Origin of the sequence: Pseudomonas sp. MOIL14HWK12:I2, assembly GCF_000510745.1 — a bacterium.
In the GTDB taxonomy this organism is placed as follows: domain Bacteria; phylum Pseudomonadota; class Gammaproteobacteria; order Pseudomonadales; family Pseudomonadaceae; genus Chryseomonas; species Chryseomonas oryzihabitans.
Genome location: NZ_AZOA01000003.1, coordinates 136964 through 162911, shown reverse-complemented (window position 1 = coordinate 162911; position 25948 = coordinate 136964). Strand labels below are relative to the sequence as shown.

26 protein-coding genes and 1 tRNA gene are annotated in these 25948 nt (G+C 65.1%); 15 read left to right on the top strand and 12 right to left on the bottom strand.

Annotated features, from left to right (window positions below; genetic code table 11):
• Window positions 1-41 precede the first annotated feature (41 nt).
• The 3 genes from rnd to PSK12I2_RS0100795 are packed head-to-tail and all read left to right on the top strand — an operon-like array spanning window position 42 to window position 2433.
• A complete protein-coding gene (rnd, locus tag PSK12I2_RS0100805) occupies window positions 42-1196 on the top strand; it encodes a ribonuclease D (RefSeq protein WP_027596919.1) in 1155 nt (384 codons plus the stop codon).
• Entirely contained in the window at window positions 1193-1495 is a 303-nt protein-coding gene (locus PSK12I2_RS0100800; protein WP_027596918.1) for a YcgL domain-containing protein, read from the top strand. Before rnd ends, PSK12I2_RS0100800 begins: the two co-directional genes overlap by 4 nt.
• A complete protein-coding gene (locus PSK12I2_RS0100795) occupies window positions 1492-2433 on the top strand; it encodes a D-2-hydroxyacid dehydrogenase (protein ID WP_027596917.1) in 942 nt (313 codons plus the stop codon). The genes PSK12I2_RS0100800 and PSK12I2_RS0100795 overlap by 4 nt, the downstream gene beginning before the upstream one ends.
• On the opposite strand, the gene PSK12I2_RS0100790 is transcribed toward PSK12I2_RS0100795, so the two are convergent.
• Entirely contained in the window at window positions 2418-3014 is a 597-nt protein-coding gene (locus PSK12I2_RS0100790) for a nitroreductase family protein (protein WP_027596916.1), read from the bottom strand. The two genes, PSK12I2_RS0100795 and PSK12I2_RS0100790, sit on opposite strands and share 16 nt — an antisense overlap.
• Before the next feature lie 135 nt (window positions 3015-3149).
• On the opposite strand from PSK12I2_RS0100790, the gene PSK12I2_RS0100785 reads away from it, so the two are divergent.
• Window positions 3150-3599: a YcgN family cysteine cluster protein gene (locus PSK12I2_RS0100785; RefSeq protein WP_007159211.1), complete on the top strand. Its 450-nt coding sequence runs from the start codon at window positions 3150-3152 to the stop codon at window positions 3597-3599.
• An 8-nt stretch (window positions 3600-3607) separates the two neighbouring features.
• Here the strand turns inward: PSK12I2_RS0100785 and PSK12I2_RS0100780 are convergent, their stop codons facing one another.
• The 9 genes from PSK12I2_RS0100780 to PSK12I2_RS0100740 form a co-directional block, all read right to left on the bottom strand.
• Entirely contained in the window at window positions 3608-4591 is a 984-nt protein-coding gene (locus PSK12I2_RS0100780) for an oligopeptide/dipeptide ABC transporter ATP-binding protein (RefSeq protein ID WP_027596915.1), read from the bottom strand.
• Window positions 4588-5571: an ABC transporter ATP-binding protein gene (locus tag PSK12I2_RS0100775; RefSeq protein WP_027596914.1), complete on the bottom strand. Its 984-nt coding sequence runs from the start codon at window positions 5569-5571 to the stop codon at window positions 4588-4590. The genes PSK12I2_RS0100780 and PSK12I2_RS0100775 overlap by 4 nt, the downstream gene beginning before the upstream one ends.
• Window position 5572: 1 nt before the next feature.
• On the bottom strand, window positions 5573-6448 hold the full coding sequence (ddpC, locus tag PSK12I2_RS0100770; RefSeq protein WP_027596913.1) for a D,D-dipeptide ABC transporter permease: 876 nt from the start codon (window positions 6446-6448) through the stop codon (window positions 5573-5575).
• 1 nt (window position 6449) lies between these two features.
• Window positions 6450-7466: an ABC transporter permease gene (locus PSK12I2_RS0100765; RefSeq protein ID WP_027596912.1), complete on the bottom strand. Its 1017-nt coding sequence runs from the start codon at window positions 7464-7466 to the stop codon at window positions 6450-6452.
• 48 nt (window positions 7467-7514) lie between these two features.
• Window positions 7515-9080: an ABC transporter substrate-binding protein gene (locus PSK12I2_RS0100760; protein ID WP_027596911.1), complete on the bottom strand. Its 1566-nt coding sequence runs from the start codon at window positions 9078-9080 to the stop codon at window positions 7515-7517.
• A gap of 106 nt (window positions 9081-9186) precedes the next feature.
• The gene (gene ddpX, locus PSK12I2_RS0100755) at window positions 9187-9762 is read right to left on the bottom strand and encodes a D-alanyl-D-alanine dipeptidase (protein WP_027596910.1); all 576 of its coding nucleotides are present in this window, start codon (window positions 9760-9762) and stop codon (window positions 9187-9189) included.
• Window positions 9763-9803: 41 nt separating this feature from the next.
• The gene (locus PSK12I2_RS0100750; protein ID WP_027596909.1) at window positions 9804-10655 is read right to left on the bottom strand and encodes a MurR/RpiR family transcriptional regulator; all 852 of its coding nucleotides are present in this window, start codon (window positions 10653-10655) and stop codon (window positions 9804-9806) included.
• A gap of 217 nt (window positions 10656-10872) precedes the next feature.
• Complete coding sequence (locus tag PSK12I2_RS0100745; protein WP_027596908.1) at window positions 10873-11628, bottom strand: SRPBCC family protein; 756 nt, start codon at window positions 11626-11628, stop codon at window positions 10873-10875.
• 53 nt (window positions 11629-11681) lie between these two features.
• Window positions 11682-13703, bottom strand: a complete 2022-nt coding sequence (locus PSK12I2_RS0100740) for a S9 family peptidase (protein WP_027596907.1) — start codon at window positions 13701-13703, stop codon at window positions 11682-11684.
• Between the two features lie 89 nt (window positions 13704-13792).
• On the opposite strand from PSK12I2_RS0100740, the gene PSK12I2_RS0100735 reads away from it, so the two are divergent.
• The 4 genes from PSK12I2_RS0100735 (at window position 13793) to PSK12I2_RS0100720 (ending at window position 15835) form a co-directional block, all read left to right on the top strand.
• On the top strand, window positions 13793-14266 hold the full coding sequence (locus PSK12I2_RS0100735) for a hypothetical protein (RefSeq protein WP_027596906.1): 474 nt from the start codon (window positions 13793-13795) through the stop codon (window positions 14264-14266).
• A 98-nt stretch (window positions 14267-14364) separates the two neighbouring features.
• The gene (locus PSK12I2_RS0100730) at window positions 14365-15138 is read left to right on the top strand and encodes a class II glutamine amidotransferase (protein ID WP_027596905.1); all 774 of its coding nucleotides are present in this window, start codon (window positions 14365-14367) and stop codon (window positions 15136-15138) included.
• Between the two features lie 18 nt (window positions 15139-15156).
• On the top strand, window positions 15157-15669 hold the full coding sequence (locus PSK12I2_RS0100725; protein WP_027596904.1) for a DUF2937 family protein: 513 nt from the start codon (window positions 15157-15159) through the stop codon (window positions 15667-15669).
• Between the two features lie 89 nt (window positions 15670-15758).
• Window positions 15759-15835 (top strand) — tRNA-Val (locus PSK12I2_RS0100720).
• 164 nt (window positions 15836-15999) lie between these two features.
• Here the strand turns inward: PSK12I2_RS0100720 and PSK12I2_RS0100715 are convergent.
• Both PSK12I2_RS0100715 and PSK12I2_RS0100710 read right to left on the bottom strand, forming a co-directional pair.
• On the bottom strand, window positions 16000-17169 hold the full coding sequence (locus tag PSK12I2_RS0100715; protein ID WP_037007451.1) for an MFS transporter: 1170 nt from the start codon (window positions 17167-17169) through the stop codon (window positions 16000-16002).
• 561 nt (window positions 17170-17730) lie between these two features.
• The gene (locus PSK12I2_RS0100710; protein WP_027596902.1) at window positions 17731-18438 is read right to left on the bottom strand and encodes a YfdX family protein; all 708 of its coding nucleotides are present in this window, start codon (window positions 18436-18438) and stop codon (window positions 17731-17733) included.
• 407 nt (window positions 18439-18845) lie between these two features.
• Between PSK12I2_RS0100710 and PSK12I2_RS0100705 the strand changes: the two genes are divergently transcribed.
• From PSK12I2_RS0100705 to pheT, 7 genes are all read left to right on the top strand, one after another.
• Window positions 18846-19127, top strand: a complete 282-nt coding sequence (locus tag PSK12I2_RS0100705) for a hypothetical protein (RefSeq protein ID WP_007159203.1) — start codon at window positions 18846-18848, stop codon at window positions 19125-19127.
• A 206-nt stretch (window positions 19128-19333) separates the two neighbouring features.
• On the top strand, window positions 19334-21256 hold the full coding sequence (gene thrS / locus PSK12I2_RS0100700) for a threonine--tRNA ligase (RefSeq protein ID WP_027596901.1): 1923 nt from the start codon (window positions 19334-19336) through the stop codon (window positions 21254-21256).
• A gap of 20 nt (window positions 21257-21276) precedes the next feature.
• Window positions 21277-21810 (top strand): translation initiation factor IF-3, encoded by a 534-nt coding sequence (infC, locus tag PSK12I2_RS0100695; protein WP_007159201.1) that lies wholly within the window; start codon window positions 21277-21279, stop codon window positions 21808-21810.
• Window positions 21811-21871: 61 nt separating this feature from the next.
• Window positions 21872-22066, top strand: a complete 195-nt coding sequence (gene rpmI, locus PSK12I2_RS0100690) for a 50S ribosomal protein L35 (protein ID WP_007159200.1) — start codon at window positions 21872-21874, stop codon at window positions 22064-22066.
• A 30-nt stretch (window positions 22067-22096) separates the two neighbouring features.
• Window positions 22097-22453, top strand: a complete 357-nt coding sequence (gene rplT, locus PSK12I2_RS0100685) for a 50S ribosomal protein L20 (RefSeq protein ID WP_007159199.1) — start codon at window positions 22097-22099, stop codon at window positions 22451-22453.
• A 96-nt stretch (window positions 22454-22549) separates the two neighbouring features.
• Window positions 22550-23551 (top strand): phenylalanine--tRNA ligase subunit alpha, encoded by a 1002-nt coding sequence (gene pheS / locus PSK12I2_RS0100680; RefSeq protein ID WP_007159198.1) that lies wholly within the window; start codon window positions 22550-22552, stop codon window positions 23549-23551.
• Window positions 23552-23569: 18 nt separating this feature from the next.
• Complete coding sequence (gene pheT, locus PSK12I2_RS0100675) at window positions 23570-25948, top strand: phenylalanine--tRNA ligase subunit beta (RefSeq protein ID WP_027596900.1); 2379 nt, start codon at window positions 23570-23572, stop codon at window positions 25946-25948.

The following is a 25948-nucleotide window of genomic DNA, read 5'->3' as shown; positions in this document are numbered from 1 at the left end:
GGGTGGCTTATACTGTCGGCTCATCTGTTCGGAGTGCGCCCTTGACTTCTGCCCCTCACTGGATCCGCGACGACGCGGCGCTGGCCGCCCTCTGCGCGCGCTGCCAGACCTTGCCCTTCATCGCCCTCGACACCGAATTCATGCGGGTCGACACCTTCTATCCCAAGGCCGGCCTGATCCAGATCGGCGACGGCGAACAGGCTTACCTGGTCGATCCCCTGTGTATCGGCGACTGGACACCCTTCGCCGCGCTGCTGGAGGACCCGGCCGTGGTCAAGGTGCTGCACGCCTGCAGCGAAGACCTGGAAGTGCTGTTGCGCCTGACCGGCAGCCTGCCCCAGCCGCTGTACGACACCCAACTGGCGGCGGCCTATCTGGGCCTGGCGCATTCCATGGGGTATTCGCGGCTGGTCGCCGAAGTGCTCAAGATCGACATACCCAAGGACGAGACCCGCTCCGACTGGCTGCAACGCCCCCTGACGCCCCTGCAGGAGCGTTATGCGGCGGCCGACGTGACCTATCTGGTCGACGTCTACCTCTATCTCGATGCGCGGCTGGATGACCAGCGGCGGGCCTGGTTGCTGGAGGATGGCGCCGAGCTGGTGGCCAATCTGCGCCGCGTCAGCGATCCCTGGGAAGCCTATCGCGATGTCAAGCTGGCCTGGCGCCTGTCGCGTCAGCAACTGGCGGTGCTGCGGGTGCTCTGCCACTGGCGCGAGGTCCAGGCCCGCGAGCGCGACCAGCCGCGCAACCATGTCCTGCGTGAACGCTCGCTGTGGCCGCTGGCGCGTTTCCAGCCCACCGACAAGCAGGCCCTGGCGCGCATCGACGACATGCATCCGCGTACCGTGCGCCAGGATGGCGATACCCTGCTGGCGCTGATCGCCGAAGGCGCGGCCACCCCGGCAGAGCAATGGCCGGCGCTGCAGTCCGAGCCCTTGCCCCATGAGGCGTCGCCGCTGCTCAAGGCCCTGCGCGCCATCGGCGAACGGGACGCCGAGGCTCTGGGCATGGCGCCGGAACTGATGCTGCGCAAGAAGGTGCTCGAAGCCCTGCTGCGCACCGGCTGGCCCGATGGCGACTATCAGTTGCCCGATAACCTGCGGGGCTGGCGTCGCGAGCGCTTCGGCCAGGCCCTTCTCGATCACCTGCAGGCGCAGCGCACCCCGCCGGCGCCCCTGGAAGACACCCCATGAAATTGCTGTGCTCCATCTACCGAAGCCCGCGCAAGCCGGAAATGTACCTCTACGTCGACAAGCTCAAGGGCCTGACACCTGTCCCCGAAGGCCTGCTCACGGCCTTCGGCCCGCCGGCACTGGCCTTCGAATTCGTGCTGACCCCCGAGCGCAAGCTGGCGCGAGAAGATGTCGCCAAGGTCCTCGAGAACATCGCCAAGCAGGGCTACCACCTGCAGATGCCGCCGCCGGAGTTGGAGCGCGACGACTACATCGAGCACCTGCCCGAAGAACTGCTGCGTCTCAACGATCCGCTATGACCGCCGTCCTGCTGCTGGAAGACGCGCCGGCCGGCTATGTCGATGCCTGGCGCCAGCTGGCGCCGGAGCTGGACCTGCAGGTACCGGCGGACCCGGCCGCGGCCGTGGGTTTGGCGCAGCAACCGTGCTACTGGCTCGGCCAACCCGATCGCGCTGCGGCCCTGCTGCGCCAGGGCGTAAAGCCGCTCTGGCTGCAATCCACCTGGGCCGGCTATGCGCCGCTGCTGGCCGCGGAGCTGCCATGCGACTATCGCTTCAGCCGGGCGGTGGGTCTGTTCGGTCAGAGCATCGGCGAATACGTCCTGACCTATCTGCTGCAGCATGAGCGCCAGGTGGCGACGCGTCAGCTCAGTCAGCGGGAAGGACGCTGGGATACCCGGGCGCCAGGCACCCTCGCCGGACGGCGCCTGTTGCTGGTCGGGGCAGGGGACATCGGCCAGGACATCGCCCGCCTGTTCGCGCCGTTCGGCATGAGCCTCACCGGCGTCGCCCGCAGTGCGCGGACCCTGCCTGGCTTTGCGCGGGTGGTGCCGCTCTCAGAGCTGCACCAGGCGGCGCGGGAGGCCGATTTCGTGGTCAATCTGCTGCCGGACAGCGCCAGCACCCGCGATCTCTACGACGCGGCCTTCTTCGCCGCCGTGCCTGCTGGCGCCTTGTTCATCAATGCCGGACGCGGCACCAGCGTGGTGGATGCCGATCTGATCGCCGGGCTGGAAAGCGGCCACCTGGCTGGCGCGGTGCTGGACGTGTTCCGTCAGGAGCCGCTGCCGATCGAGCATCCCTTCTGGCAGACGCCCAATCTGCACCTCACCGCCCATGTCGCCGGACCCACGCCACCGGCGGCGGCCGTCCGGTTGTTCCTCGACAATCTCCAGCGCCTGCGACAGGGGCAGCCCCTGCGCGGCGCCGTCGAGCTTGCCGCTCAGCCGAAGGTATAGGGGCCGGCCACCGCCAGCTCCTCGACGGTCAGGCGTGGGCTGGGCAGCTCGCGCCCCTGCAGGGACTCCGGCAGGCTGGCCTTGTCGCCCAGCTTGCCAATGGCCACCGCCAGCTCGACCTTGAACGCCGCCGGCACCTTGAGTTCGCGCTGGATGCCTTCGCGGTCGATCCCGGCCATGCCGTGGGCGTGCCAGCCGGCATTGGTCGCCTGCAGCGCGAGGTAGGCCCAGGCCGCACCTGCATCGAAACTGTGGCTGGGGAAGGGGACCTCCTCACCGCTGCTGGCGCGCAGCAGGGTGGTCTTCGACAGGATGATCACCAGGGCCGAGGCGTGTTGCGCCCAGCCACGATTGAATTCGGCCAGCAGACTCAGGAACAGCTCCCAGTGGGCATCGCCACGCCGTGCATAGAGAAAGCGCCAGGGCTGGGCATTGAAGGCGGAGGGCGCCCAGCGCGCGGCCTCGATGAAGCCGAGCAGCGTCTCTTCCTCGATGGCGACCGGTTCGAAGGCGCGCGGCGACCAGCGCTGCACGAATTGCGCGTCGACGGGGTATTGCGGAGTACGGCTGGTGCTGGTCATGGCTTCACCACGGAGGAAAGGGAATCCGGCACGGTAATTCGGCCGGGCGGAGTCGACAAGGGCGCGAACGGTGCTTGGCGCTCGCGGCGTGCGGCACTAGACTGCGCGCCCCCTCTCTTTGCCACGATCCCCGCCATGGCCGCCATCACCCAGCCGTTCTGGAAGCGCAAGACCCTCGACCAGCTCGATGCCCAGGAGTGGGAGTCGCTGTGCGACGGCTGTGGCCTGTGCTGCCTGCAGAAACTCGAAGACGAGGACGACGGCGCCGTCTACTACACGCGCATCGCCTGCAAGCTGCTGGATCTCAAGACCTGCCAGTGCAGCCGCTACGCCGAGCGCACCCGCTTCGTCCCCGACTGCATCCAGCTCACTCCCGCCCAGGCCGACCAGTTCGCCTGGCTGCCGCCCACCTGCGGCTATCGCCTGGTGGCCGAAGGCAAGGACCTGCCGGAATGGCACCCGCTGATCTGCGACGACCCCGAGGCGGTGCACAAGGCCGGCATCTCCCAGTCCGGCCGCATGCTCAGCGAGACCCAGGTCGCTGAAGACGACTGGGAAGACTATCTGATCTTTCGCGCGGGCTGATCCCGGCCTCAGACCACCGCCGGGCTGTTCCGTAGCGGCGTCGTAAGACCCGCCGCCCGATGGCAGCGGACCTCCGCCAACCTGCCTGGCAACAGCGCCTGAGGGTGCTCGCAACCGGTACCCGCCTGGGGACAGCGATCCCGAAAGAAGCAGCCGCTCGGCAGCACCCGGTTGCCCGGCAACTCGGTACGCTGCGCGGCGGCATTGCCGGTGAGCGACTGATCCAGGCGCGGCACCGCCTCCAGCAAGAGCTGGGTATAGGGATGACTCGGGTGTTCCAGCACCTCAGCCGCCGCCCCCAGTTCGACGATCTGCCCCAGGTACATCACCGCTACCCGGTCGGCCAGGTGGCGCACCACCGAGACGTTGTGGGAGATCAGCACGAAGGTCAGGCCGCGCTCGTGCTGCAGCTGGGCCAGCAGGTTGAGGATTTGTGCCTGCACCGAGATGTCCAGCGCCGAGGTGGGTTCGTCGAGGATGATGACGTCCGGATCCGACGACAGCGCCCGGGCGATGGCGATGCGCTGGCGCTGACCGCCGGAGAACTGGTGCGGGTAGCGATCCAGGTATTCGGGACGGATACCGACCTGCAGCGCCAGGCGCTCGGCCAGGGCGCGCAATTCGGCAGAGGAGCTGCGACCCCGCACCACCAGCGGTTCGGTGATCAGCTTCCATACCGGCAGGCGCGGGTCCAGCGAGGACTGCGGGTCCTGGAAGACGATCTGGATGTTGCGTTCGCCACGGGCGGCGCCGGCGAGGGTGCCGCTCACCGGCGCCACCAGCCCCATCAGGACCTGGGCCAGGGTGCTCTTGCCGCAGCCGGATTCACCGAGCACGCCCAGCGTTTCGCCGGGAAAGAGCCGCAGGTCGATGCCGTTGAGGGCATGGGCCTGGCCCTTGTTGCGCCCGAGCCAGTCGCGGCCCACCGGATAGCGAACCTCGATGCCCTTGAGCTCCAGCAAGGGTACGGCGGGCGGAGAAAGGGTGTTCATGCCGGGGTGTCCTCCGCCTGCAGCCAGCAGGCGCTCAGGTGATCGGGGGTGTCCGTCGGCAGCAGCGCGGGGCGTGTCTCGCAGCGCTCATGGCGCCGGCTGCAACGCTCCTTGAAGCTGCAGCCACCAGGCAGCTGGGCCAGGTTGGGCACCTGTCCGGGGATGCTGGCCAGATCGCTGCCCGGCACCGCCTTTTCCGGCAGGCAGGCCAGTAGGCCTTGGGTATAGGGATGCCGGGGGGCCTGCATGACCGCCGCGGTGGCTCCCTGTTCGACGATGCCGCCGGCGTACATCACATAGACGCGGTCGCAGAATTGCGAGACCAGCGCCATGTCGTGGGTGATCAGCAGGATGGCGGTGCCCCGCGCCCGCGCCTTCTCGCGCAGCAGGAGCAGCACCTGGCGCTGCACCGTGACGTCCAGCGCGGTGGTCGGCTCATCGGCGATCAGCAGCTGCGGATCGCAGGAGAAGGCCAGGGCGATCATGATGCGCTGGCGCATGCCGCCGGACAGTTCGAAGGGATAGCGTTCGAGGATCTGCTCGGGATCGGCGATGTGCATGTCCTTGAGCAACTCGATCGCCCTGGCGCGGGCCTGGGCGGCATCCAGCGCGGTATGGCGACGGATCACGTCCAGCAGCTGGCGACCGATGCGTCGCGTCGGATTGAGCGCGGTCATCGGCTCCTGGAAGATCATCGCCGCCTCGCGGCCGCGAACTTCCATCAGCTGGCGCTCGCTCAAGGCGAGCATGTCGTGGCCCACCAGGTTGACGCTGCCGCCGGTGACCCGGTAGCTGCCGGGGGGCAACAGGCCAAGGGTGAGCATGGCGGTGACCGACTTGCCCGAGCCGGACTCGCCCACCACGCCGACGATCTCGCCGGGGGCCACACTCAGGCTGACGCCGTTAAGCGCCTTGGCGCTGCTGCGAAAGCCGGGAAATTCCAGATTCAACTGGTCGATGTGCAGAACGGGCTGGCCCATGTCATTTGCCCTTTTGGCGAGGATCGAGCAGATCGCGGATGCCATCGCCCAGCAGGTTGAAACCGATGGCGGTGACCAGGATCGCCAGGCCCGGGAAGGTCGAGTACCACCACTGGTCGAGGATGAAGTTGCGGCCGCTGGCGACCATCACGCCCCATTCCGCGGTGGGCGGCTGGGCACCCAGGCCGATGAAGCCCAGCGCCGAGGCCATGAGGATGGCGTTGCCGATGTCCAGGCTGAATTGCACCAGCAGCGGCGGCAGGGCGTTGCGCGCCACGTGCCAGTGCACCAGGTGCCACTTGCCGGCGCCGAAGGTGCGTGCGGCCTGGACGTAGGCCAGCTGGCGGATGCTCAGGGTCTGGCCGCGCGCCAGGCGCACATAGAAGGGGATGCGCACCAGGGTGATGGCCAGCATGGCGTTGAACAGGCTCGGCCCGAGGGCGGCGGCCAGGGCCATGATCAGCACCAGCGAAGGCACCGAGAGGATGATGTCCATCAGGCGCATCATCAGGCGATCGAAGGCGCCGCCGACGATGCCCGACAGGCAGCCGAGCAGCCCGCCGATGGCGCAGGCGGCAAAGGCCACGAACAGGCCGACGCCCACCGACTGGCGGCTGCCGTAGATCGCCCGGCTGAGCAGGTCGCGACCTACCTCGTCGGTGCCGAACCAGTGCAGGGCACTGGGTGGCTGCAGGCGGGCGGTGAGTTTCAGCGCGTTGGGCTGATAGGGCGCGAGCCAGGGCGCGGCGACCATGCACAGCAGCACCAGCAGGGTGATCACCAGCCCCGTGAGCATCAGCGGATTGCGGCGGATGCGCCAGGCCAGCCAGGCGGTCTGCTCGCGCCAGCCGGGGCGCGAGGCGGTCAGGGTCGTCATGCTAGTTCACCTTGCCGATGCGGGGATCGACCAGCCGGTAGAGCAGGTCGATGAAGCGGTTGAGCAGGACGTAGATGAAGGACACCACGATGGCGAAGCCCATGACCGCCGGGAAATCCAGCGCCTGGATCGACTTGACCACGTAGGCGCCCATGCCCGGCCAGGCGAATACGGTCTCGGTGAGCACCGCGCCATAGAGCAGGTCGCCCAGGGCCAGGCCGATTACCGTGATGGAGGGAATCAGGGCATTGGGCAGCGCGTGGCGCAGCACCACGGTGGTCTGCGACAGGCCATAGGCGCGGGCGGTACGGATATAGTCCTCGCCCAGCTGTTCGAGCATGGCGCCACGGATCTGCCGGGTGATGACGCCCAGGTTGACGAAGGCCAGGGTCACCGCCGGCAGCAGCAGGTGCCTGACCGCGCTGACGAAGCCGGTGAGATCGCCCGCCAGCAGGGTGTCGATCAGATAGAAACCGGTCACCGTGGGCGGTGGCGTCAGCCCCTGGTCCAGGCGTCCGCCGCCGGGCAGCCAGCCGAGGTGGCCGTAGAACAGCACGATCAGCCCCAGGCCCAGCCAGAAGGCCGGGGTGGAGATGCCGGCCACCGCCAGGGTACGGCTGATGTGATCGATCCAGCGATTGTTGTAGACCGCCGAGAGCACGCCCAGCGGCACACCGATCAGGATCGACAGCAGCAGCGCCGCCAGGGCCAGCTCCAGGGTGGCCGGAAAGAACAGCTGCAGGTCTTCCAGCACCGGCCGATGGGTGCGGATCGACTGGCCCAGATCGCCCTGCAGCAGGTCCCCCATGTAGCGGAAGTATTGCTGGTGGAGCGGCAGGTCCAGACCCAGCTGCTGACGAATACCGGCGACGATTTCGTCACTGGCACGCTCGCCGGCGATCAGCCGCGCCGGATCGCCCGGGATCAGGTGGGAGATGACGAAGGTGATCAGGGACACCCCGATCACCACGATGAGGATATCGGTCAGCTGCTTGCGCAGCAGATGGAAGAAGGCCATGGCATACCTCGCGAGGCGGGTGCCGGAACGCGCCGGCACCCGTCGCCCTTACTTGGACATCGCAGCGAAATCGAAGACCTGCTCGAGCATGGGGTTGAACACGTACCCCTTCACCGCGGCGCGCATCGGCACCGTGTAGGCCTTCTGGTAGAGGTAGGCGTAGGCGGCGTCGCCCACCACGCTCTTCTGGGCTTCCTGGTACAGCGCCTTGCGCTGAGCCACATCGCTGACGCTGGCGGCGTCGCGCAGCAGCTGGTCCACCTTGGGATTGCTGTAGAAGGCGCGGTTGCCCGCCAGCCCCGCATTGGTGCTGTCGAACCAGAAGTTCATGAACATGTAGGGATCGGCGAAGTCCGGACTCCAATTGCCGATGGCGACGTCGAAATCGCCTTTGCCCAGGCGTTCGCGGAAGGTGGCGTTGGCCAGCTTCTCCATCTTCAGGTTGACGCCGAGGGTGCTCAGGCCGGCCTGCAGGGTCAGGCCGATGGGCTCCCAGGCAGGGTCCTTGTCCGAGTAGAGGAATTGCAGCTCCCGCACCTTGGGCGCCTTGCCCAGGGCGGCCTGGGCCGCTTCCAGGTCCTGCCTGGGCATTGGCAGACTCGGGTCATGCCCCCACATGCCGTCCGGGATCGGGCCGTTCATGAGCTTGGCCTTGCCCATGGCGATGCCTTCGACGATGCCCTGGTAGTCGAGGGAATCGACCACCGCCTTGCGCGCATTCACATCGTTCATGGGCGCGCGCCTGTTGTTGAGGTAGAGGTAGGTCACCCGCAGCGAGGGGTAGGCGGTGGTGACGAAACCGGACTTCTGCGCCAGGGCCTTGACCTGGTCTTCGGGCAGGTCCTCGATGATGTCCAGATCGCCCTGTTCCAGTTGCAGGCGGCGTACCGAAGGCTCGGCGATGATGCGGATCACCACCTGCTTGAGCGTGGGTGCCTTGCCGGCGTAATGCGGGTTGGGCTCCAGGGTCAGCGACTGGCCCTTCTGCCAGGCGGCCAGGCGATAGGCGCCGGAGCCGGCGGTATGGCCGGCCAGCCAGGCGTCCACGTCCTTGCCGTGGGTGCTGGCCACCTTGGGGTTGATCACGCTGGCGCCGTCGTGGGCCAGGGCGAAGAGGAAGGGCGCGAAGGGCTTCTGCAGGGTGAATCTGATCGTCTGCGGATCCACCACGGTCACCGTCATGTCCGCCGGGAAGATGCTGGACGGGCCCTGCTTGAGCTTCATCAGGCGCTCGACCGAGAACTTGACCGCCTCGGCGGTGACCTCGCTGCCATCGTCGAATTTGTTGCCGGGCTTGAGGGTAAAGGTCCACACCAGGTTGTCGGGGGAGACGGTCCAGCCGCTGGCCAGGTCGCCCTCGACGTCGGTGCTGCCCTTGCCGTCTTCCACCTTGTAGCGCATCAGGCGCTGGTAGGCCGGGTAGGTCACGGTCCAGTCGTTGTTGTCGAAGGTCACACCCGGGTCGACGGTCTGCAGATCCGCAGGCTTGCCGATGACCAGGGTGTCGGTCGCGGTGGCGGCACTGGCCGGTTGCCAGGCGCCGAGGCCCAGCAGGGAAACCAGGGCGAGCACGCGGGACGCCGATGAAACGCAGGTGCGCGAAGACGAGAACATGCCGGTACCTCGGATTGTTTGGGTTTATGGGTGTTTCGGCAGTGGGCAAGGCGGTCGAGCGAGGGGCTCGCGGCGCCGGATTCGAATGACCCGGTCGCCGGCAGGGTCAGTTCAGCAGGGCGGCGAGCTCCTCCGGGCTGAGATGGTGGTAGTCGATCAGCGCATAACGGCGGGCGTCGGGCAGTTCGAAGTGCCACCACTCGCTGGGGATGAAGGTGAAGCCGGCGCTCTGCATGATGCCGAGCAACAGCAGGCGGTTGCGCTGGGCGGCGGCGGGCAGCGCCGGATTGAACAGGTGCGACAGCTCGCGCATGTCATCGAAGCCGGTACCCATGTCCAGGGCTTCACCGGTCTCGTCGAGCAGGGTCACGTCCACGGCCACGCCGCGGCTGTGGTGCGAACCCTGCGCCGGATCGCTCACGTACTGGGCATCGGGCAGCACCCGCCACAGCAGTTGCTGGGCATAGGGCGGGCGGTAGGCATCCAGCACCTGCAGACGCAGACCGGCCTGTTGCGCCAGCGCGCTGGCGCGGTGCAGGCGGGCGGCGGCATCCCGGTGCAGCAGGCAGTGGGCGTCCTGGTAGAGCACCTTGCCGGCCAGGTTGTCGGCGGTCGCATAGATCAGGTGAATGTCCACGCCGTAGTGGTGGGCGTCGATCTCGACGAGTTCTGGATGGTTCACGGTACGGGGTGCTTCCTTGGGGTGAAGAAGAGGGCCAGGGCTCATTCGAATTGTCCGAAGCGCTGCTGCAGGGCGCGGTTGCTGGCCAGCCGTTGTTCCAGGGCATCACCCGAGCGATCCGCCACCGCTGACACCAGTAGGTTGAGCAGGCAGGCCAGCGGGGCCAGGGAATCCCAGAACTGGTCGACATCCAGGCGCAGCTGCAGCAGGTCGGCGGGGTAATCTCGGGCCCAGGGGCAGTGGTAGTCGGTGATCAGCGCCATGGGCAGCTGAGCATCACGTGCGGCTTCGCAGAGCTTGCGGGTCACGCTGGAATAGGCGCGGAAGTCGGCCACCACCAGGTAGGGACGGGCGAAGCCGCTGTTGAAGATGTCGGCGTAGGTGCCCGACAGGCCGTCGACGTAGAAAGCCTTGGGCCGGATGTACTCCAGCAGGCTGTGAAAACTGCCGAGCACCCCGCGGGTGGTCTGGATGCCGGCGATGAAGACGGCGTCCGCGCCGGTCAGCTGCTGGACCACCTGCTCGAACACCGGGCCGCGGGCCAGCTGGTAGACGTCCTCGATGGCGGCGAGCTCGGCGGCCAGGGAACGGTCCAGTGCATCGCTGCGTCCGCTCTGCTGGCGAAAGGCACTGAAGCGGTCGGTGATGCGCCAGGCTTCCAGGCCTTCGTCTCTCAGGCTCTGCTTGACGTCGTCGAGGTTGCGATAGCCCAGCGAGCGCAGCAGCCGACCCACGGAGATGCCGGTGGTGTTGGTGCGCTGGGCAATGCTGTCGGCGGTCTCGAAGGGCAACTTCTCCGGATTGGCCAACAGGTAGCCGGCGACGCGTTTGCCCGTGGGGGTGAGGTCGGCGAAGGCGCCTTCGAGGGCTTGGAAGAAAAGTGGCTTGGTCACACCAGATAGCCTGCGATGTTATCGAGCTGTCATTAAGCGCTCCGTTGTTCGAAAGCTAACATCGGTTTTCCAGGCGTCGCAAGCGGCGACACGCCGGTTGTTACCCAAGTGTCGCAAAGCGGGATTTGGGGTCGTTAGGAGATAAGCCAGTAGCGGCTCAACGGCTCGGGAGGAGGGTGGCGGCGTCCCGAGCGAGACGCCGCGGCACAGCCGGAGGTCAACCCAGCGGCGACTCCATGTGCGAGGTGCGCTCGACGGCGCCGTAGCGATCGCCGACCGCATGGGCACGTTCCAGCAGGATCTTTAGCTCGGCCAGGTCCTGGGCGATGCGGGTGCCAGGGTCGCGGCGCAGCAGCCGGGCGAACAGATGGCCGAGGCGACCGGCTGGCGGCTCGTAGGCCATGACCGCCGTCACCTCGGTACCGTCGGGCACGTCGGCGAAGCTGACCCAGCCCAGGTTGTTCAGGCCGGCGTAACCGCACGAGCGCCAGCCGATCAACTGGCCGGGAATGTCGTCGGTGACTTCGGCGTCCCATTCGAAACGCCCCATGGGTGCCTTGACCACCCAGTGGGAGTAGCGGTCGTTGAGCACGTCCACGCGTTCGATATGGCGCATGAAGATCGGCAGGTTGGAGAAGTCGCGCCAGAAGCGATAGAGCTCATCGCGAGGGCGGGCGATGACGACCCGGCGGGTCTGGGAGGCCGCCGAATGCCAGGCCAGCGAACGGCGGACGTCGCGTTCGAAACGCACCTTGGTCAGGGTACTCTTGATCGAGCAGTGTCCGCGCAAGCCACGTTTCAGCAGCCAGGCACCGGTGGCGCCGGTCAGCAGGCCGAGCAGACCGCCACGCGCCAGGCCGCGGCTGATCAGCAGACCACCGCCGGCCACGGAGGCCAGGCGTTCGACGCCCTTGATGGCAGCGGCGTCGCGAGGCGGAGGAGCGAGAGGGGGAGTGGGGGCATCTAGGTGCATGGCAGATTCTCCTTTAGCTGTGGAAAAGACCTGCCCAGAGCCCCCGCCGTTCCCTAGCCGGTCAGGCCCAGTACCCGGAAGACGAAGGCGTATTCCAGGGCCACGTCGCGCAAGGCCTGGTAACGCCCGCTCATGCCGCCGTGGCCGGCGCCGAATTCGGTCTTGAGCAGGAGCAGGGGCGCCTGATCGGTCCGCCGCTCGCGCAGCCGCGCCACCCACTTGGCGGCTTCCCAGTACTGCACCCGGGTGTCGTGATAGCCCGCCACCGCCAGGATGGCCGGATAGGCCTGGGCCTTCACGTTTTCATAGGGCGCGTACCCGGCGATGCGTACGCGCACTTCCGGCTCGTTCGGATCGCCCCATTCGTCGTACTCGGTCACGGTCAGCGGCAGATCCGGCTTGAGCATGGTGTTGAGCACATCGACGAAGGGCACCTCGGCGATGGCGGCGGCATAGAGTTCGGGCCGCTGGTTGACGACCGCGCCGATCAGCAGGCCCCCGGCGCTGCCACCGCTGATGACCACCTGTTGCGGGGTCGTCAGGCCCTGTTCCAGCAGATGCTCGGTGCAGGCGATGAAGTCGTCGAAGGTGTTCTGCTTGTGTTCCAGCTTGCCGCTGCGATACCAGGCTTCACCCAGTTCGCCGCCGCCGCGGACATGGGCGATGGCGAAGCGCACGCCGCGATCCAGCAGACTCAGGCGGGCGTGGGAGAACCAGGGATCGAGGCTGTGGCCATAGGCGCCGTAGCCGTAGAGATAGAGCGGCGCGCTCTGCGGCAGGTCGCGACGACCGACCAGGCTGACGGGGATGCGGGTGCCATCGGCGGCGGTGGCCCACAGGCGGCGGCTCTCGTAGGCGTCGGCGTCGAACGGGCCTTCCACCGGGACCTGCTTGAGCACCCGCTGGGTGCCACTGGCCAGATCCAGTTCGCGGATCTCGGCGGGGCGATTGAGCGCCTCGTAGCGCAGGCGCATGACCGGACTGGCGAATTCCAGCACGTCCATGGCATCCAGGCTGTAGACCTCGTCCGGCAGGTCGACGCGATAGGGCGCCTGCCCATAGGGGCGCACCTCCAGTATCGGCAGTCCGGCGGTACGCAGGCTGAGCACCAGGGCGTGGGCGCCGAGGCTGGCATCCTCCAGCATCACCTCGGGGTCGTGGGGCACCAGCAGTTGCCAGTGCGCGCGGGTGGGACTGCTCTCGGCGGCCTGGTAGAGGGCGAAGTTGATGCCGTCCTGGTTGCTGCGGATGTACCAGCCATCGACGCCATGATCGGGAAAGTACTCGTGACCTTCCTCGCGTGGGGCCAGGCAGACGAAGGCCTCGTCCGGCCGGTCCGCGTCCAGCACCCAGGCTTCGCTGGTGGTCTTGCTGTGGGACAGCAACAGCAGCTTGCGCTCTGAGCTCGAACGATAGCAGCCGAGAAAGAAGCGCCCATCGGTCTCGTGAAAGACCAGTTGCGGCTCGGCATCGCCCAGGTGATAGCGATAGAGCTTGTGCGGACGATGGGATTCGTCGCGCTCGCCAAAGAACAGGGTACGGCTGTCGTTGGCCCAGGTCAGGCTGCCGTCGCATTCCTCGAAGGGCAGTTCGGTCACCAGGCCGGTGGCCAGCTCCTTCACATAGAGCCGGTAGGTCTCATCGCCCACCTGATCGAGGCTGTAGGCAAGGCGGGTCTGGTCAGGGCTGATGGTGAAGCGGCCCACGGAGAGAAAGCCGCCGTCGGCGATGGCGTTGCCGTCGAACAGCAATTCCTCGGTCACGGGATCGGGCGTCAGGTCGCCATTGGCCGGGCGGCGGCAGCGATAGTTGCGGCCGTATTCGTCACCGGCCTGGGTACGCTGATAGTAGAGATAGTCGCCGCGGGGGACGGGCAGAGATAGATCCGTCTCGCGAATGCGCGCGCGGATCTCCTCGAATAGCTGCTCGCGCAGGGCGGCCTCGGGTGCCAGTTGGGCTTCCAGGTAGGCGTTCTCGGCCTCCAGGTGCGCCAGCACCTCGGGGGCGTCACGGTTTTCCAGCCAGACGTAGGGATCGTCGCCAGGGGCGCGGCGGGCAATGGGGGCTTGGGTCATGCGGGCTCCTTGGGCGCCGCGCAAAGACACGCGGGCGGGGCAAAACCGCTATCATAGGCTTCTCCTTTCCGCTATCGCCATGGATCGCAATGACCGAGCAAGAGTACCTGATCGCCTGGGCCGTCTACGCCATCGCCGCGCTGCTGTTGTTGGTGGTGTCTTTCAAGGCCACCGGCTGGCTCTGGCGCTGGCTGCGCGAACCCATCCGGCTGGTGGTGGCCGTGCTGCTGGTGACGCCGGCCCTGGTGGACGCCGAGCATGGCCTCTATGCCCCGGCCATCGCCGTGACGGTGCTGGACTTGGTGTTCAAGGTGGGCAACAGTGCCTGGTCGGCGGTGGCCAACCTGGCGGCTGCCGGCACCATCGGCGTGGTGCTCTACCTGATCTTCGTCCTCTGTCGCTGGCTGTACCGCCGCTCCCATCCACGTCCCGCGCCGGTCGTCGGCGAAGGGCCGACGGATGATCCGCAACCGGAATCGCCGATGACCCCACGGACCCCGGCAACCCCAGTCGAGCGCCGCGAACCCCGGGGTCGCAGCGAGCGCGTCGAACCCCGTCTGTAATCCAGGCTTGCGCCCAGGACGTGACCCCTTCAGCATGATTGCGAAGGGCAGCGGCTGCAGCCGCCGTTGAACCAGGCAGCCACCCCGGAGGGACGGACATGTGCGAATTGCTGGGCATGAGTGCCAACGTGCCCACGGATCTGGTCTTCAGTCTCCAGGGCCTCATGCAGCGGGGCGGTCGTACCGGTCCGCATCGGGACGGTTGGGGCGTGGCCTTCTACGAGGGTAGGGGCCTGCACCTGTTCAAGGATGCCCTGCCAGGCGCCGATTCCGAGGTGGCCAAGCTGGTCCAGGGCTACCCGATCAAGAGCCACACGGTGATCGGCCATATCCGTCACGCCAACGTCGGGTCGGTCAATCTGGCCAATACCCACCCCTTCGTACGGGAACTGGGCGGCCGCTACTGGAGCTTTGCCCATAACGGCCAGCTGCAGGATTTCCATCCCGAGCCGCGTTTCTACCGGCCGGTGGGCGATACCGATAGCGAGACGGCCTTTTGCAGCCTGCTGGACCAGGTCCGCGAGCGCTTTCCCGAACCCGTCCCGGTGGAGATGCTGTTGCCGCAGCTGGTGAATGCCTGCGACGGCTTTCGCAAGAAGGGCGTCTTCAATTGCCTGCTCAGCGACGGCGACTGGCTGTTCAGCTTCTGCACCACCAAGCTGGCCCATATCACCCGCCGCGCCCCCTTCGGTCCGGCCCAGTTGCGTGATGCGGAAGTCCATATCGATTTCAAGGCCGAGACCACGCCCAATGACGTCGTCACCATCATCGCCACCGAGCCGCTGACCTCCGACGAGGTCTGGACCCTGCACCAGCCCGGGGAATGGCATCTCTGGTGGGATGGCGAGATCGTCTCCCAGGGCCGCGTCTAGACAGGAAGCCACTACACGATGCTGCGCAGTTATATTCGTCTGCTGTTGTTCACCCTAGCCTTGCTGGTAGGGGTGCAGATCCCCGGCTTCATGCTCGACTACGAGCAGCGCGTGGATGCCCATCGCCTCGAATCCGATCAGGCCCTGAGCGGTTTCAGACGTACCGCGCAGCAGTACTTCGAAGGCAATCTCGACGGCTTGCTGGCGCATTACCGGGCCAGCGAGGATCCGGTCTTTCGCAGCGACGCCGACAGCCTCGGCGTACTGCTGCGCCGTAATGCGCTGTTCAACGAAGAGTGGCAGGCGCTGCAGGGTCCCTGGTACCAGCGGGCCTGGCACATCCTGGTACGGCCCAACAGCGAACTGCGCGACGAGACCCTGCAGCAGTATCGCTATCAGGTAGTGCTTACCCCCGAAGCCATCGGCTGGGGGATAGGGCTGGGCTTGGCCCTGGCGATAACGGTGGAAACCCTCGCGCTCTGGCTTTCGATCCTGCTCTATCCGCGGCGTCCGGCCCGGCGGGTTTCCTAGCCTTCAAAAAAAATTTCACGTTTTCAGGCGTTTAGCTGAAAAAAGGGCTTGACGCTAAAGTCCCGCGCTGTAGAATGCGCACCCACAGCAGGCACGTAGCTCAGTTGGTTAGAGCACCACCTTGACATGGTGGGGGTCGTTGGTTCGAATCCAATCGTGCCTACCAAACAAAACCCGCACTGCTGGCGGGTAAGAAAAAAGGCGATCCGAAAGGGTCGCCTTTTTTCGTTTGGGGTTTTATTGGGGTGGCAGCGGTGAGGGCTTCAGATGAGTCCCGGCGACATACTGCTCGGCCCTGGCCCTGGCCTTTGCCTCGGCGAAGGCGAGGCGCTAGGCGTCTCGCTGCCGGGCGGTCATCGGCCAGGTGAGTGCAACGAACGCCATCCCGCCACCCACCAGTAGCAGCGCTGCACTCAGGCTCCAGTGCTGCGCGACGAAGCCGATCGCGGCCGGACCGATGAGAATGCCGGCATACCCGATGGTGGTGATCGCTGCAATGGCATGGCTTGCAGGCATCCGGGTCTGCCGTCCGGCGGCACTGAAGAGCACGGGGACGATGTTGGAAGCCCCGAGGCCAACCAGCAGAAAGCCTGCGAAGGCAAAGGGCTGGGTGGGTGCCAGGACCGCCATCAGGAAGCCTGCCGCGGCGAGCAGGCCGCCGCCTACGACCACTTTCAGGCCGCCCAACGTCTTAACGATCCAGTCGCCGGTCAGGCGGCCAATGGTCATCGCCAAGGCAAATACCGTGTAACCGAAGCCGGCCTGCGCCCGGTCGACGCCATGCGCATCGATCAAAAACAGGGCGCTCCAGTCCAGGATCGCGCCTTCGCCGAGAAAGATCAGAAAACAGAGCAGGCCGATGAAGGCGACGATCCCACGCGGCAGCGTGAACAACGGGGTATGTCCGGCGTCATGATTGCCGTAGGGCAGCAGACCCTTGATCGAGGCCGCGAGTAGCACGATCAGCAGCGCGCTGAACACCAGGGTCGCCACCAGCGGTTGGATTCCAGCCCCCAGCAGAACGCTCATGCCGCCGGCACCAACGATCCCGCCGACACTGAACAGGCCGTGGAAGCCGGACATCATGTTGCGACCGCTGTCCTTCTCGACCATCACGGCCTGAATGTTGATCGCGACGTCCAGCGCGCCAACGCTTGCCCCGAACAAGGCCAGGGCGATGGCCATGCCGAAGATCGAATCGGCGACGGCAAGCAGCGGCAGCACCAGGGCGAGTGCTACCGAGCTGGTCGCGATCACCGCGCGGCATCCGAAGCGGCTGGCGAGAATGCCGACGATGGGCATCGCGACAATGGATCCCAGGCCCAGGCAAAGCAGGAGAAGGCCAAGCGTCGAATCATCGGCGCCGATCCTCGCCTTGGCGACGGGCACCAGGGGTGCCCACGCGGCCATGGCAGAACCCGCAATGAGGAAGCCAGCGCGGGTCGCCCATTGCTCGATCGCTCCCGAAGGCTGTTGGGCGGCGAGTTGCACGTGTTGCATTGGAGAGGCTCCGGATAAGGTGACAGTAGGGGTGATCACACCTCATACCAGTGTTAGCTGATCATGCATGATTAAGCAAGAACGCGCACAATCGTGCATATCATGACTGTAACTGCGACGTGCGAAGGCCGTGCCTGATCCGGGTGGGTTAGAAACTGGCTGGCATCTAGGTATCGGCAGGACCGGGTAGCTCTGCCTGCGGGGAAGGGGTGGAAGCCTTTGCGAATCCGTGGGCGGGCGAAGTCTCTGCCTGGCGACAGGCTCAGGTGCAGTCGTCCACCGATGACTCTCCTACAGCGGCAGTCTATATCTGGCACCTTGAAGTTCATGCGTCAGCGGCTGTGGACAGGTCTCGCCGAGGCCCGTGCGGGAGGGGTAGGGTTTGGGTCAGCTGGACCAGGTAACAACATCCGCATCGGTGGCGGGTAATGGAAAGGGGCGATCCGAGAGACCGCCCCTTTCGTGTTTGCCTGCTCCGCGCTGGGGTCGAGGCGGACTTGCTAGGTGTCGGGTCGTTTAACAGGGCGACCCTGCGATCGCCCTGTTGCCCCTGCCAAACCATCAGCTGCTCGGGCTAACGGTTTCGGTGAAGGAGCCTGCCGGCTGCAGCCCATGCTTGTTCGCCGTGAAGTCCAGGGCCGTCGAGGCGTAGCGCACGCCATCCTGAACCTGCTTGAGCGTCAGGTTGGCCTCATAGAACTTGTCGCTGGCCAATTGCTTGGCCGCCTGGTCGACGTCCGTCATGGTCTGCTTGAGCGGTGCCAGGGCGATGGCCGTGTCGATATCCACATCGGCCAGGCGCAGGGTTTCTGCAGCACCCTTGGCGTCGCCATGCTTGAGTTTGTTATTGGCATCGGCCACCGCCTTAACTTTTTGCGGGCTGGCCATGTAACTGTCCTGTACTACGGTATCGCCCCAGATGGGTAGCCAGGACGTTATGGTAGTGCTGGTATCGGCCTTGCCCTTGTTATCCTTGACCTGCAATTCGCTCGCGGCTTTTTTCAGCGCGGTATTGTCCGATTGCGCAAGTTTGAGTGCCTGCTGGGCGTCCTTGACATGGGAAACCGCCTGCTTCGTTTGCCCCTGGAAGAGTTCCAGGCGTGCGGCGGAGATGTCGGTAAAGGCCCGTTGTCCCTGGGTGGACAGGGCCTGGAAGCTACCCAGTTCGTTTGCCGAGGGGGCTTGGTTCGCGGCGATGGCCGCAGATGAGCAGGCGGCTACGATGGCGACGACCAGCATGCTCTTTGCCAGTTTATTCTTGACGTTCATTTGCTGCCTCCAGCGGATATGCAATTGAAGTAAGGCTATCGCTCAGGTACCAGAACCAGGTTCTGCAGTGCCTGGAATCGATACTCCGCCGTATCGCTTAACACTGGATTAATAGGTGCGGGGCTTTTCTTGAATAGCCGCTGAACAAGTTGGCACAGCTAACTAGGCGTGATCTTTCCGCGCCTTGATTGAAGTGCGGAATTGATCGGGTCGGGCGTGAGTCTGGTTTGCGCGTTAGAACTTTCCGGAAGTGCGAATAAAGGTTCTGCCGATTGCTCGGGAGGGTGTGACCGCGTGCCTCGGTCGTGATGCCATGGGTTTTCACGTAGACTGGCGGACGATTTTTCTTGGGGCTTCGTTGCTTCGCCAAGGCGCGAGCAGGGGTCCGTTACCGCGAGGAGAGAGTGATGACGCAGGGTGGTGAAGGGCGGCAGATCGGTAAAGGCGGCTGCCTGGGATTGATCCTGCTATCGATCCTGTTCGCGGTCGTGGTCTTCGGCTCCATCATCTATGTCTATCGCCACAATGCGACGCCGGCCAATCGGGCCAACGAGCAGCAGGCCATCGATCAGTGCCTGGCGCGGGCCAATGCCCCGGAAACCTCGCCGGCCGATCGCCAGGCGCTCATGGAAAATTGCCAGGAAATGCAGAAGCAGTTCCTCAAGAAGTACCCCGACGCGGCCCGTTGAGCCGGCGACTGTTCCGCTCGAGGTTGCGCCAGGTCTCAGTTTCTGAAAGGATTTCCGTCCCAAACTTTCCAGTGATCCTTTCGCGTCGCCCGGAATGCCTTGCGGCCCTGCCACTGTGCGGCGGGATTTCCAGCGGTGCGGCTGCTTACTGGCCAATCCCACCATGTGGCCCTTGGTATGGGTCACCACTGAGTTGAGGAGGCGCCATGCCTGTCATTACTCTCCCCGACGGTAGCCAACGTCCATTCGACAAGCCCGTCACCGTAGCCGAAGTCGCCCAGTCCATTGGTGCCGGTCTCGCCAAGGCCACCATCGCCGGTCGCGTCGATGGCCAGCTGCGCGATGCCAGCGATCTCATCGAGCAGGATGCCAACCTGCAGATCATCACCGCGAAGGACGAGGACGGCCTGGAGATCATCCGCCACTCCTGCGCCCACCTGGTGGGTCATGCGGTCAAGCAGCTGTTCCCGACCGCCAAGATGGTCATTGGTCCGGTGATCGACGAAGGCTTCTACTACGACATCTCCTTCGAGCGTCCCTTTACCCTGGATGACCTCTCGGCCATCGAGACGCGGATGCGCGAGCTGATCGACAAGGACTACGACGTCATCAAGAAGATGACGCCGCGCGCCGAGGTCATCGAGGTGTTCAAGGCCCGGGGTGAGGAGTACAAGCTGCGCCTGATCGACGACATGCCCGAGGAGCAGGCCATGGGCCTGTACTACCACGAGGAATACGTCGACATGTGCCGGGGCCCGCACGTGCCCAACACCCGCTTCCTCAAGGCGTTCAAGCTGACCAAGCTGTCCGGCGCCTACTGGCGTGGCGACGCCAAGAACGAGCAGCTGCAGCGCATCTATGGCACCGCCTGGGCGGACAAGAAGCAGCTGGCGGCCTACATCCAGCGCATCGAGGAAGCCGAGAAGCGCGACCACCGCCGCATCGGCAAGCAGCTGGATCTCTTCCACTTGCAGGAAGAAGCGCCTGGCATGGTGTTCTGGCACGCCAACGGCTGGACCGTCTACCAGGTGCTCGAGCAGTACATGCGCAAGGTCCAGCGCGAGCACGGCTACCAGGAGATCAAGACGCCCCAGGTGGTTGATCGCATCCTCTGGGAACGTTCGGGGCACTGGTCCAACTACGCCGAGAACATGTTCACCACGGCCTCGGAAAACCGCGACTTCGCGGTCAAGCCCATGAACTGCCCCTGCCACGTGCAGGTGTTCAACCAGGGGCTGAAGTCCTACCGCGACCTGCCGCTGCGCCTGGCCGAATTCGGTGCCTGCCACCGCAACGAGCCGTCCGGCGCCCTGCACGGCATCATGCGCGTGCGTGGCTTCACCCAGGACGACGCCCATATCTTCTGTACCGAAGAGCAGGTGGAGAAGGAAGCGGCCGATTTCATCAAGCTGACCCTGCAGGTCTATGCCGACTTCGGTTTCACCGACGTGATCATGAAGCTCTCCACGCGCCCGGCCAAGCGCGTCGGCTCCGAAGAGCTGTGGGATCGCGCCGAGAAGGCCCTGGCGGATGCGCTGGATGCCTCGGGTCTGGAGTGGGAATACCAGCCGGGCGAGGGCGCCTTCTACGGGCCGAAGATCGAGTTCACCCTCAAGGACTGCCTGGGTCGTAACTGGCAGTGCGGTACCCTGCAGTACGATCCGAACCTGCCGGAGCGCCTCGACGCCAGCTACATCTCCGAGGACAACAGCCGTCAGCGTCCGGTGATGCTGCACCGCGCCATCCTTGGTTCCTTCGAGCGCTTCATCGGCATGCTCATCGAGCACTATGCCGGTCTGTTCCCGGCGTGGCTCGCCCCGACCCAGGCGGTGGTGCTCAATATCACCGACAAGCAGGCCGATTTTGCCCAGCAGGTCGTCGGCGAATTGAACGCTGAGGGCTTCCGGGCCAAAGCCGACTTGAGAAACGAGAAGATCGGCTTTAAAATCCGCGAGCATACTTTGCTCAAGGTTCCCTATCTCCTGGTCATTGGAGACCGGGAGGTTGAGACACGATCCGTTGCCGTGCGTACCCGTGAAGGCGTTGATCTGGGCTCCATGCCCATCGAGCGTTTCCGCGAGCTGCTCACGCAAGCGGTTTCCCGGCGTGGCCGGCAAGATTCGGAGTAATCACTATCAAGCAGCGTGACATGAGACAAGACAAGCGAGCCGCCCCCCGGGCACCGATCAACGAAAATATCACCGCCCGGGAAGTTCGCCTTATTGGCGCCGATGGTCAGCAAGTAGGCATCGTCTCCATCCAGGAGGCCCTGCAGGCTGCTGAAGACGCCAAGCTGGATCTGGTGGAAATCACCGCCGACGCCGTACCCCCGGTCTGCCGGATCATGGACTACGGCAAGCACGTCTTCGAGAAGAAGAAGCAAGTCGCGGCGGCGAAGAAGAACCAGAAGCAGGCTCAGGTCAAAGAAATCAAGTTTCGTCCAGGGACGGAAGAAGGGGATTACCAGGTAAAACTACGCAACCTGGTACGTTTCCTAACCGAGGGGGACAAGGCCAAGGTCTCGTTGAGATTCCGCGGCCGGGAGATGGCCCACCAGGAGCTGGGCATGGAGCTGTTGAAGCGGGTCGAAGCTGACCTCGCCGAACATGGCGCCGTTGAGCAGCATCCTAAGATGGAAGGACGCCAACTCATCATGGTCATCGCCCCCAAGAAGAAAAAGTAACTACCAGGGCACTGGCAGGCCTTGCTGTTATGCGTAATCACTCAATGCGGAGTATCCGAACATGCCAAAGATGAAAACCAAAAGCGGCGCTGCAAAGCGCTTCGTGAAAACTGCTGGTGGCATCAAGCACAAGCACGCTTTCAAGAGCCACATTCTGACCAAGATGACCACCAAGCGTAAGCGTCAGCTGCGCGGTACGTCGCTGATGCATGCATCCGACGTCCAAAAGGTCGAGCGCATGCTGCGCCTTCGTTAATCCTGGTCAAGAATTTAGAGGAAGTTACTCATGGCTCGTGTTAAGCGTGGCGTTATCGCTCGTCGCCGTCACAAGAAAATCCTGAAGCTCGCCAAAGGCTACTACGGTGCCCGTTCGCGCGTCTTCCGCGTCGCTAAGCAAGCGGTAATCAAGGCAGGCCAATACGCCTACCGTGACCGCCGTCAGAAGAAGCGTCAGTTCCGCGCTCTGTGGATCGCTCGTATCAACGCTGGTGCTCGTATCAACGGTCTGTCCTACAGCCGTCTGATCGCCGGCCTGAAGAAAGCGGCCATCGAGATCGACCGCAAGGTACTGGCCGATCTGGCCGTGAACGAAAAAGCGGCGTTTGCTGCGATTGTCGAGAAAGCTAAAGCTTCGCTGGCTTAAGCCCCCCGGCAATCTCGCGCCCCTGGCGCGAAGCAACGTTATCAATAGGGGAAGAGCCTCATAGCTCTTCCCCTATTTTGTATCTGGAGTCCCTAGATGGAAAACCTGGATGCGCTGGTCTCCCAAGCCCTGGAGGCCGTGCGGCTCACCGAAGACACCAATGCCCTGGAACAGCTCCGGGTCAATTACCTGGGCAAGAAGGGTGAACTGACCCAGATCATGAAGACCCTGGGCCACCTCACGGCGGAGGAGCGTCCCCAGGCTGGCGCGCTGATCAACGCCGCCAAGGAACGTGTCCAGGACGCAATCAACAGCCGCAAGGCGACGCTGGAGCAGGCCGCCCTGGCCGCTCGCCTCGCCGCGGAACGCATCGACGTGACCCTGCCCGGGCGCGGTCAGGCCTCCGGTGGCCTGCACCCGGTCACCCGCACCCTGGAGCGCATCGAGCGCCTGTTCGCCAACATCGGCTATGGCGTCGCCACCGGTCCCGAGATCGAAGACGACTACCATAACTTCGAAGCGCTCAACATTCCCGGCCACCACCCGGCGCGGGCGATGCACGACACCTTCTACTTCAACGCCAACATGCTGCTGCGCACCCACACCTCGCCGGTGCAGATCCGTACCATGGAGAGCCAGCAGCCGCCGATCCGCATCATCTGCCCGGGGCGCGTCTATCGCTGCGACAGCGATCAGACCCACTCGCCGATGTTCCATCAGGTCGAAGGCCTGGTGATCGACGAGGAAGTCAGCTTCGCCGATCTCAAGAGCACCCTGGTGACCTTCCTGCGCGAATTCTTCGAGGAAGAGCTGGAAGTCCGCTTCCGTCCCTCCTATTTCCCCTTCACCGAGCCGTCGGCCGAGGTGGACATCCGCCGCCCGAGCCGTGACGGCGAACCGGCTTCGCGCTGGCTCGAGGTGCTGGGCTGCGGCATGGTCCATCCCAATGTCCTGCGCATGGCCGGCATCGATCCGGAGAAGTACCAGGGCTTCGCCTTTGGCATGGGCGCCGAGCGCCTGGCCATGCTGCGCTATGGGGTCAACGACCTGCGCCTCTTCTTCGACAACGATCTGCGCTTCCTGGCGCAATTCCGCTAGCTGCCAGACGGGAGTCCTATGAAATTCAGTGAACAATGGCTGCGTAGCTGGGTGAACCCTGCGGCTACGCACGAGGATCTGGTTGCCCGGCTGTCCATGGCCGGCCTGGAAGTGGACGGCGTCGAAGCGGCGGCCGGGAGCTTCCAGGGCGTTATCGTCGGCGAGGTCGTCTCCGTCGAGCGCCATCCCGACGCCGACAAGCTCAATGTCTGCCAGGTGAGCAACGGTCAGGAATCCTTCCAGGTGGTCTGCGGCGCGCCCAATGTACGTGCGGGCCTGAAGGTGCCTTTCGCCACCGTCGGCGCCACGCTGCCCGGTGACTTCACCATCAAGAAGGCCAAGCTGCGCGGCGTGGAATCCCACGGCATGCTCTGCTCGGCCAGCGAACTGCAGATCAGCGACGACAACAGCGGCCTGCTGGAGCTGCCGGCCGGCGCGCCGGTGGGCGAGAGCATCCGCAGCTACCTGCAACTGGACGACGCCATCATCGACGTCGACCTGACCCCGAACCGCGGCGACTGCCTGTCCATCGCCGGTCTGGCGCGGGAAGTGGGTGCCCTGTACAACGCCACCGTCGAGCCGCTGCAGGTCGAGCCGGTAGCGCCCGGGCACCAGGAGACCCGTGAGGTCGAGGTGCTGGCTCCCCAGGCCTGCCCGCGCTACCTGGGTCGCGTGGTCAAGAACGTCGACCTGTCCCGTCCAACCCCGGACTGGATGGTCGAGCGCCTTCGCCGCAGCGGCGTGCGCAGCATCGACGCTGCCGTCGACGTCACCAACTACGTGATGCTCGAACTAGGTCAGCCCATGCATGCCTTCGATCTCGACCAGATCAAGGGCGGCATCCGCGTACGCCTGGCCGATGCCGGCGAACGCCTGGTGCTGCTGGATGGCCAGGACATCGAACTGCGCAACGATACCCTGGTGATCGCCGACCACGAACGTGCCCTGGCCATCGCCGGCGTCATGGGTGGCGAGCACAGCGGTGTCGCGGCCGGTACCCGTGATCTGTTCCTGGAAAGCGCCTTCTTCGACACCATCGCCGTGGCCGGCAAGGCGCGGTCCTATGGCCTGCATACAGATTCCTCCCACCGCTTCGAGCGGGGCGTGGACTTCGAGCTGGCGCGCAAGGCCATGGAGCGCGCGACCCGCCTGCTGCTGGACATCGTCGGCGGTGAGCCGGGTCCGGTGATCGAGGCGGTCAGCGCCGAGCACCTGCCGCAGGTCGAGCCGATCCTGCTGCGCGCCGAGCGCATCGAGCGCGTCCTGGGTCTGACCCTGGACGATGCCCAGGTCGAGCGTCTGCTCAGCGGCCTGGGTCTGGCCGTGGCCCGCCTGGAAGCCGGTCGTTGGCAGGTGGGCGTACCCAGCCACCGCTTCGACATCAGCATCGAAGTGGACCTGATCGAAGAGCTGGCGCGCCTCTATGGTTACAACCAGCTGCCGATCCGTTTCCCCCACGCGCGCCTGGCGCCGCAGCCCCTGCCCGAGAGCAAGGGCGAGCTGAGCCAGCTGCGTCGCCTGCTGGTGGCCCGTGGTTACCAGGAAGCCATCACCTACAGCTTCATCGACGAAAAGACCTTCCGTCTGTTCGCCCCTGAGGCTCAGCCGGTGATGCTGGCCAATCCCATCTCCACCGACATGGCCGCCATGCGCTCGTCGCTGTGGCCCGGTCTGGTCAAGGCCGTGCAATACAACCTCAACCGTCAGCAGGACCGCGTCCGGCTGTTCGAGTCGGGGCTGAGATTCGTCGGTCAGCTGGAAGGCCTGGTACAGGAAAACGTACTGGCTGGTGCTGTGTGCGGTTCGCGTCTGCCGGAGAGCTGGTCGTCCGGTCGTGAGGCGGTGGACTTCTTCGACGTCAAGGCCGATGTCGAGGCGCTGCTGGCCCAGTCCGGTGCGGGTTCTGACTTCCGCTTCGTCGCAGGCGAGCATCCGGCCTTGCACCCGGGGCAGACCGCGCTGATCGAAAGGGCAGGGCAGCCAGTCGGCTACCTGGGCGCCCTGCATCCGGAAGTGGCGCGCGAACTGGACGTGGATCGTCCGGTGTTCCTCTTCGAGCTGGTGCTGGATGCCCTGACCACCGGCAGCCTGCCGCGCTTTGGCGAGCTGTCGCGCTTCCCGGAAGTGCGGCGTGACCTGGCGCTGGTGGTGGACGAAACCGTAGCCGCAGGCGACCTCCTGGCCGACATCCGTGAAAACGCCGGAGAAGGTCTGAAGGAGCTGCGTCTGTTCGACGTCTACCAAGGCAAAGGCATTGATCCACATAGAAAAAGCGTCGCCATCGGCTTGACCTTGCAACATCCATCGCGCACATTAACCGATGAAGAAGTCAACGAAACGACGCAGAAAATCCTCGTTTCTCTGGAAAGAAGGTTCAACGCCACCTTAAGGAAATAG

Excerpts from the sequence above, each read along its gene's own strand:
- PSK12I2_RS0100775 (WP_027596914.1), bottom strand. The coding sequence starts at position 5,571 with ATGGGCCAGCCCGTTCTGCACATCGACCAGTTGAATCTGGAATTTCCC.
- PSK12I2_RS0100740 (WP_027596907.1), bottom strand. The coding sequence starts at position 13,703 with ATGACCCAAGCCCCCATTGCCCGCCGCGCCCCTGGCGACGATCCCTAC.
- PSK12I2_RS0100715 (WP_037007451.1), bottom strand. The coding sequence starts at position 17,169 with ATGCAACACGTGCAACTCGCCGCCCAACAGCCTTCGGGAGCGATCGAG.
- PSK12I2_RS0100800 (WP_027596918.1), top strand. The coding sequence starts at position 1,193 with ATGAAATTGCTGTGCTCCATCTACCGAAGCCCGCGCAAGCCGGAAATG.
- infC (WP_007159201.1), top strand. The coding sequence starts at position 21,277 with ATGAGACAAGACAAGCGAGCCGCCCCCCGGGCACCGATCAACGAAAAT.
- pheT (WP_027596900.1), top strand. The coding sequence starts at position 23,570 with ATGAAATTCAGTGAACAATGGCTGCGTAGCTGGGTGAACCCTGCGGCT.
- PSK12I2_RS0100785 (WP_007159211.1), top strand. The coding sequence starts at position 3,150 with ATGGCCGCCATCACCCAGCCGTTCTGGAAGCGCAAGACCCTCGACCAG.
- PSK12I2_RS0100725 (WP_027596904.1), top strand. The coding sequence starts at position 15,157 with ATGCTGCGCAGTTATATTCGTCTGCTGTTGTTCACCCTAGCCTTGCTG.
- PSK12I2_RS0100735 (WP_027596906.1), top strand. The coding sequence starts at position 13,793 with ATGACCGAGCAAGAGTACCTGATCGCCTGGGCCGTCTACGCCATCGCC.
- rpmI (WP_007159200.1), top strand. The coding sequence starts at position 21,872 with ATGCCAAAGATGAAAACCAAAAGCGGCGCTGCAAAGCGCTTCGTGAAA.
- thrS (WP_027596901.1), top strand. The coding sequence starts at position 19,334 with ATGCCTGTCATTACTCTCCCCGACGGTAGCCAACGTCCATTCGACAAG.
- PSK12I2_RS0100745 (WP_027596908.1), bottom strand. The coding sequence starts at position 11,628 with ATGCACCTAGATGCCCCCACTCCCCCTCTCGCTCCTCCGCCTCGCGAC.
- PSK12I2_RS0100790 (WP_027596916.1), bottom strand. The coding sequence starts at position 3,014 with ATGACCAGCACCAGCCGTACTCCGCAATACCCCGTCGACGCGCAATTC.
- PSK12I2_RS0100765 (WP_027596912.1), bottom strand. The coding sequence starts at position 7,466 with ATGGCCTTCTTCCATCTGCTGCGCAAGCAGCTGACCGATATCCTCATC.
- PSK12I2_RS0100795 (WP_027596917.1), top strand. The coding sequence starts at position 1,492 with ATGACCGCCGTCCTGCTGCTGGAAGACGCGCCGGCCGGCTATGTCGAT.
- PSK12I2_RS0100730 (WP_027596905.1), top strand. The coding sequence starts at position 14,365 with ATGTGCGAATTGCTGGGCATGAGTGCCAACGTGCCCACGGATCTGGTC.
- PSK12I2_RS0100710 (WP_027596902.1), bottom strand. The coding sequence starts at position 18,438 with ATGAACGTCAAGAATAAACTGGCAAAGAGCATGCTGGTCGTCGCCATC.
- PSK12I2_RS0100760 (WP_027596911.1), bottom strand. The coding sequence starts at position 9,080 with ATGTTCTCGTCTTCGCGCACCTGCGTTTCATCGGCGTCCCGCGTGCTC.
- rplT (WP_007159199.1), top strand. The coding sequence starts at position 22,097 with ATGGCTCGTGTTAAGCGTGGCGTTATCGCTCGTCGCCGTCACAAGAAA.
- PSK12I2_RS0100705 (WP_007159203.1), top strand. The coding sequence starts at position 18,846 with ATGACGCAGGGTGGTGAAGGGCGGCAGATCGGTAAAGGCGGCTGCCTG.
- ddpC (WP_027596913.1), bottom strand. The coding sequence starts at position 6,448 with ATGACGACCCTGACCGCCTCGCGCCCCGGCTGGCGCGAGCAGACCGCC.
- PSK12I2_RS0100780 (WP_027596915.1), bottom strand. The coding sequence starts at position 4,591 with ATGAACACCCTTTCTCCGCCCGCCGTACCCTTGCTGGAGCTCAAGGGC.
- pheS (WP_007159198.1), top strand. The coding sequence starts at position 22,550 with ATGGAAAACCTGGATGCGCTGGTCTCCCAAGCCCTGGAGGCCGTGCGG.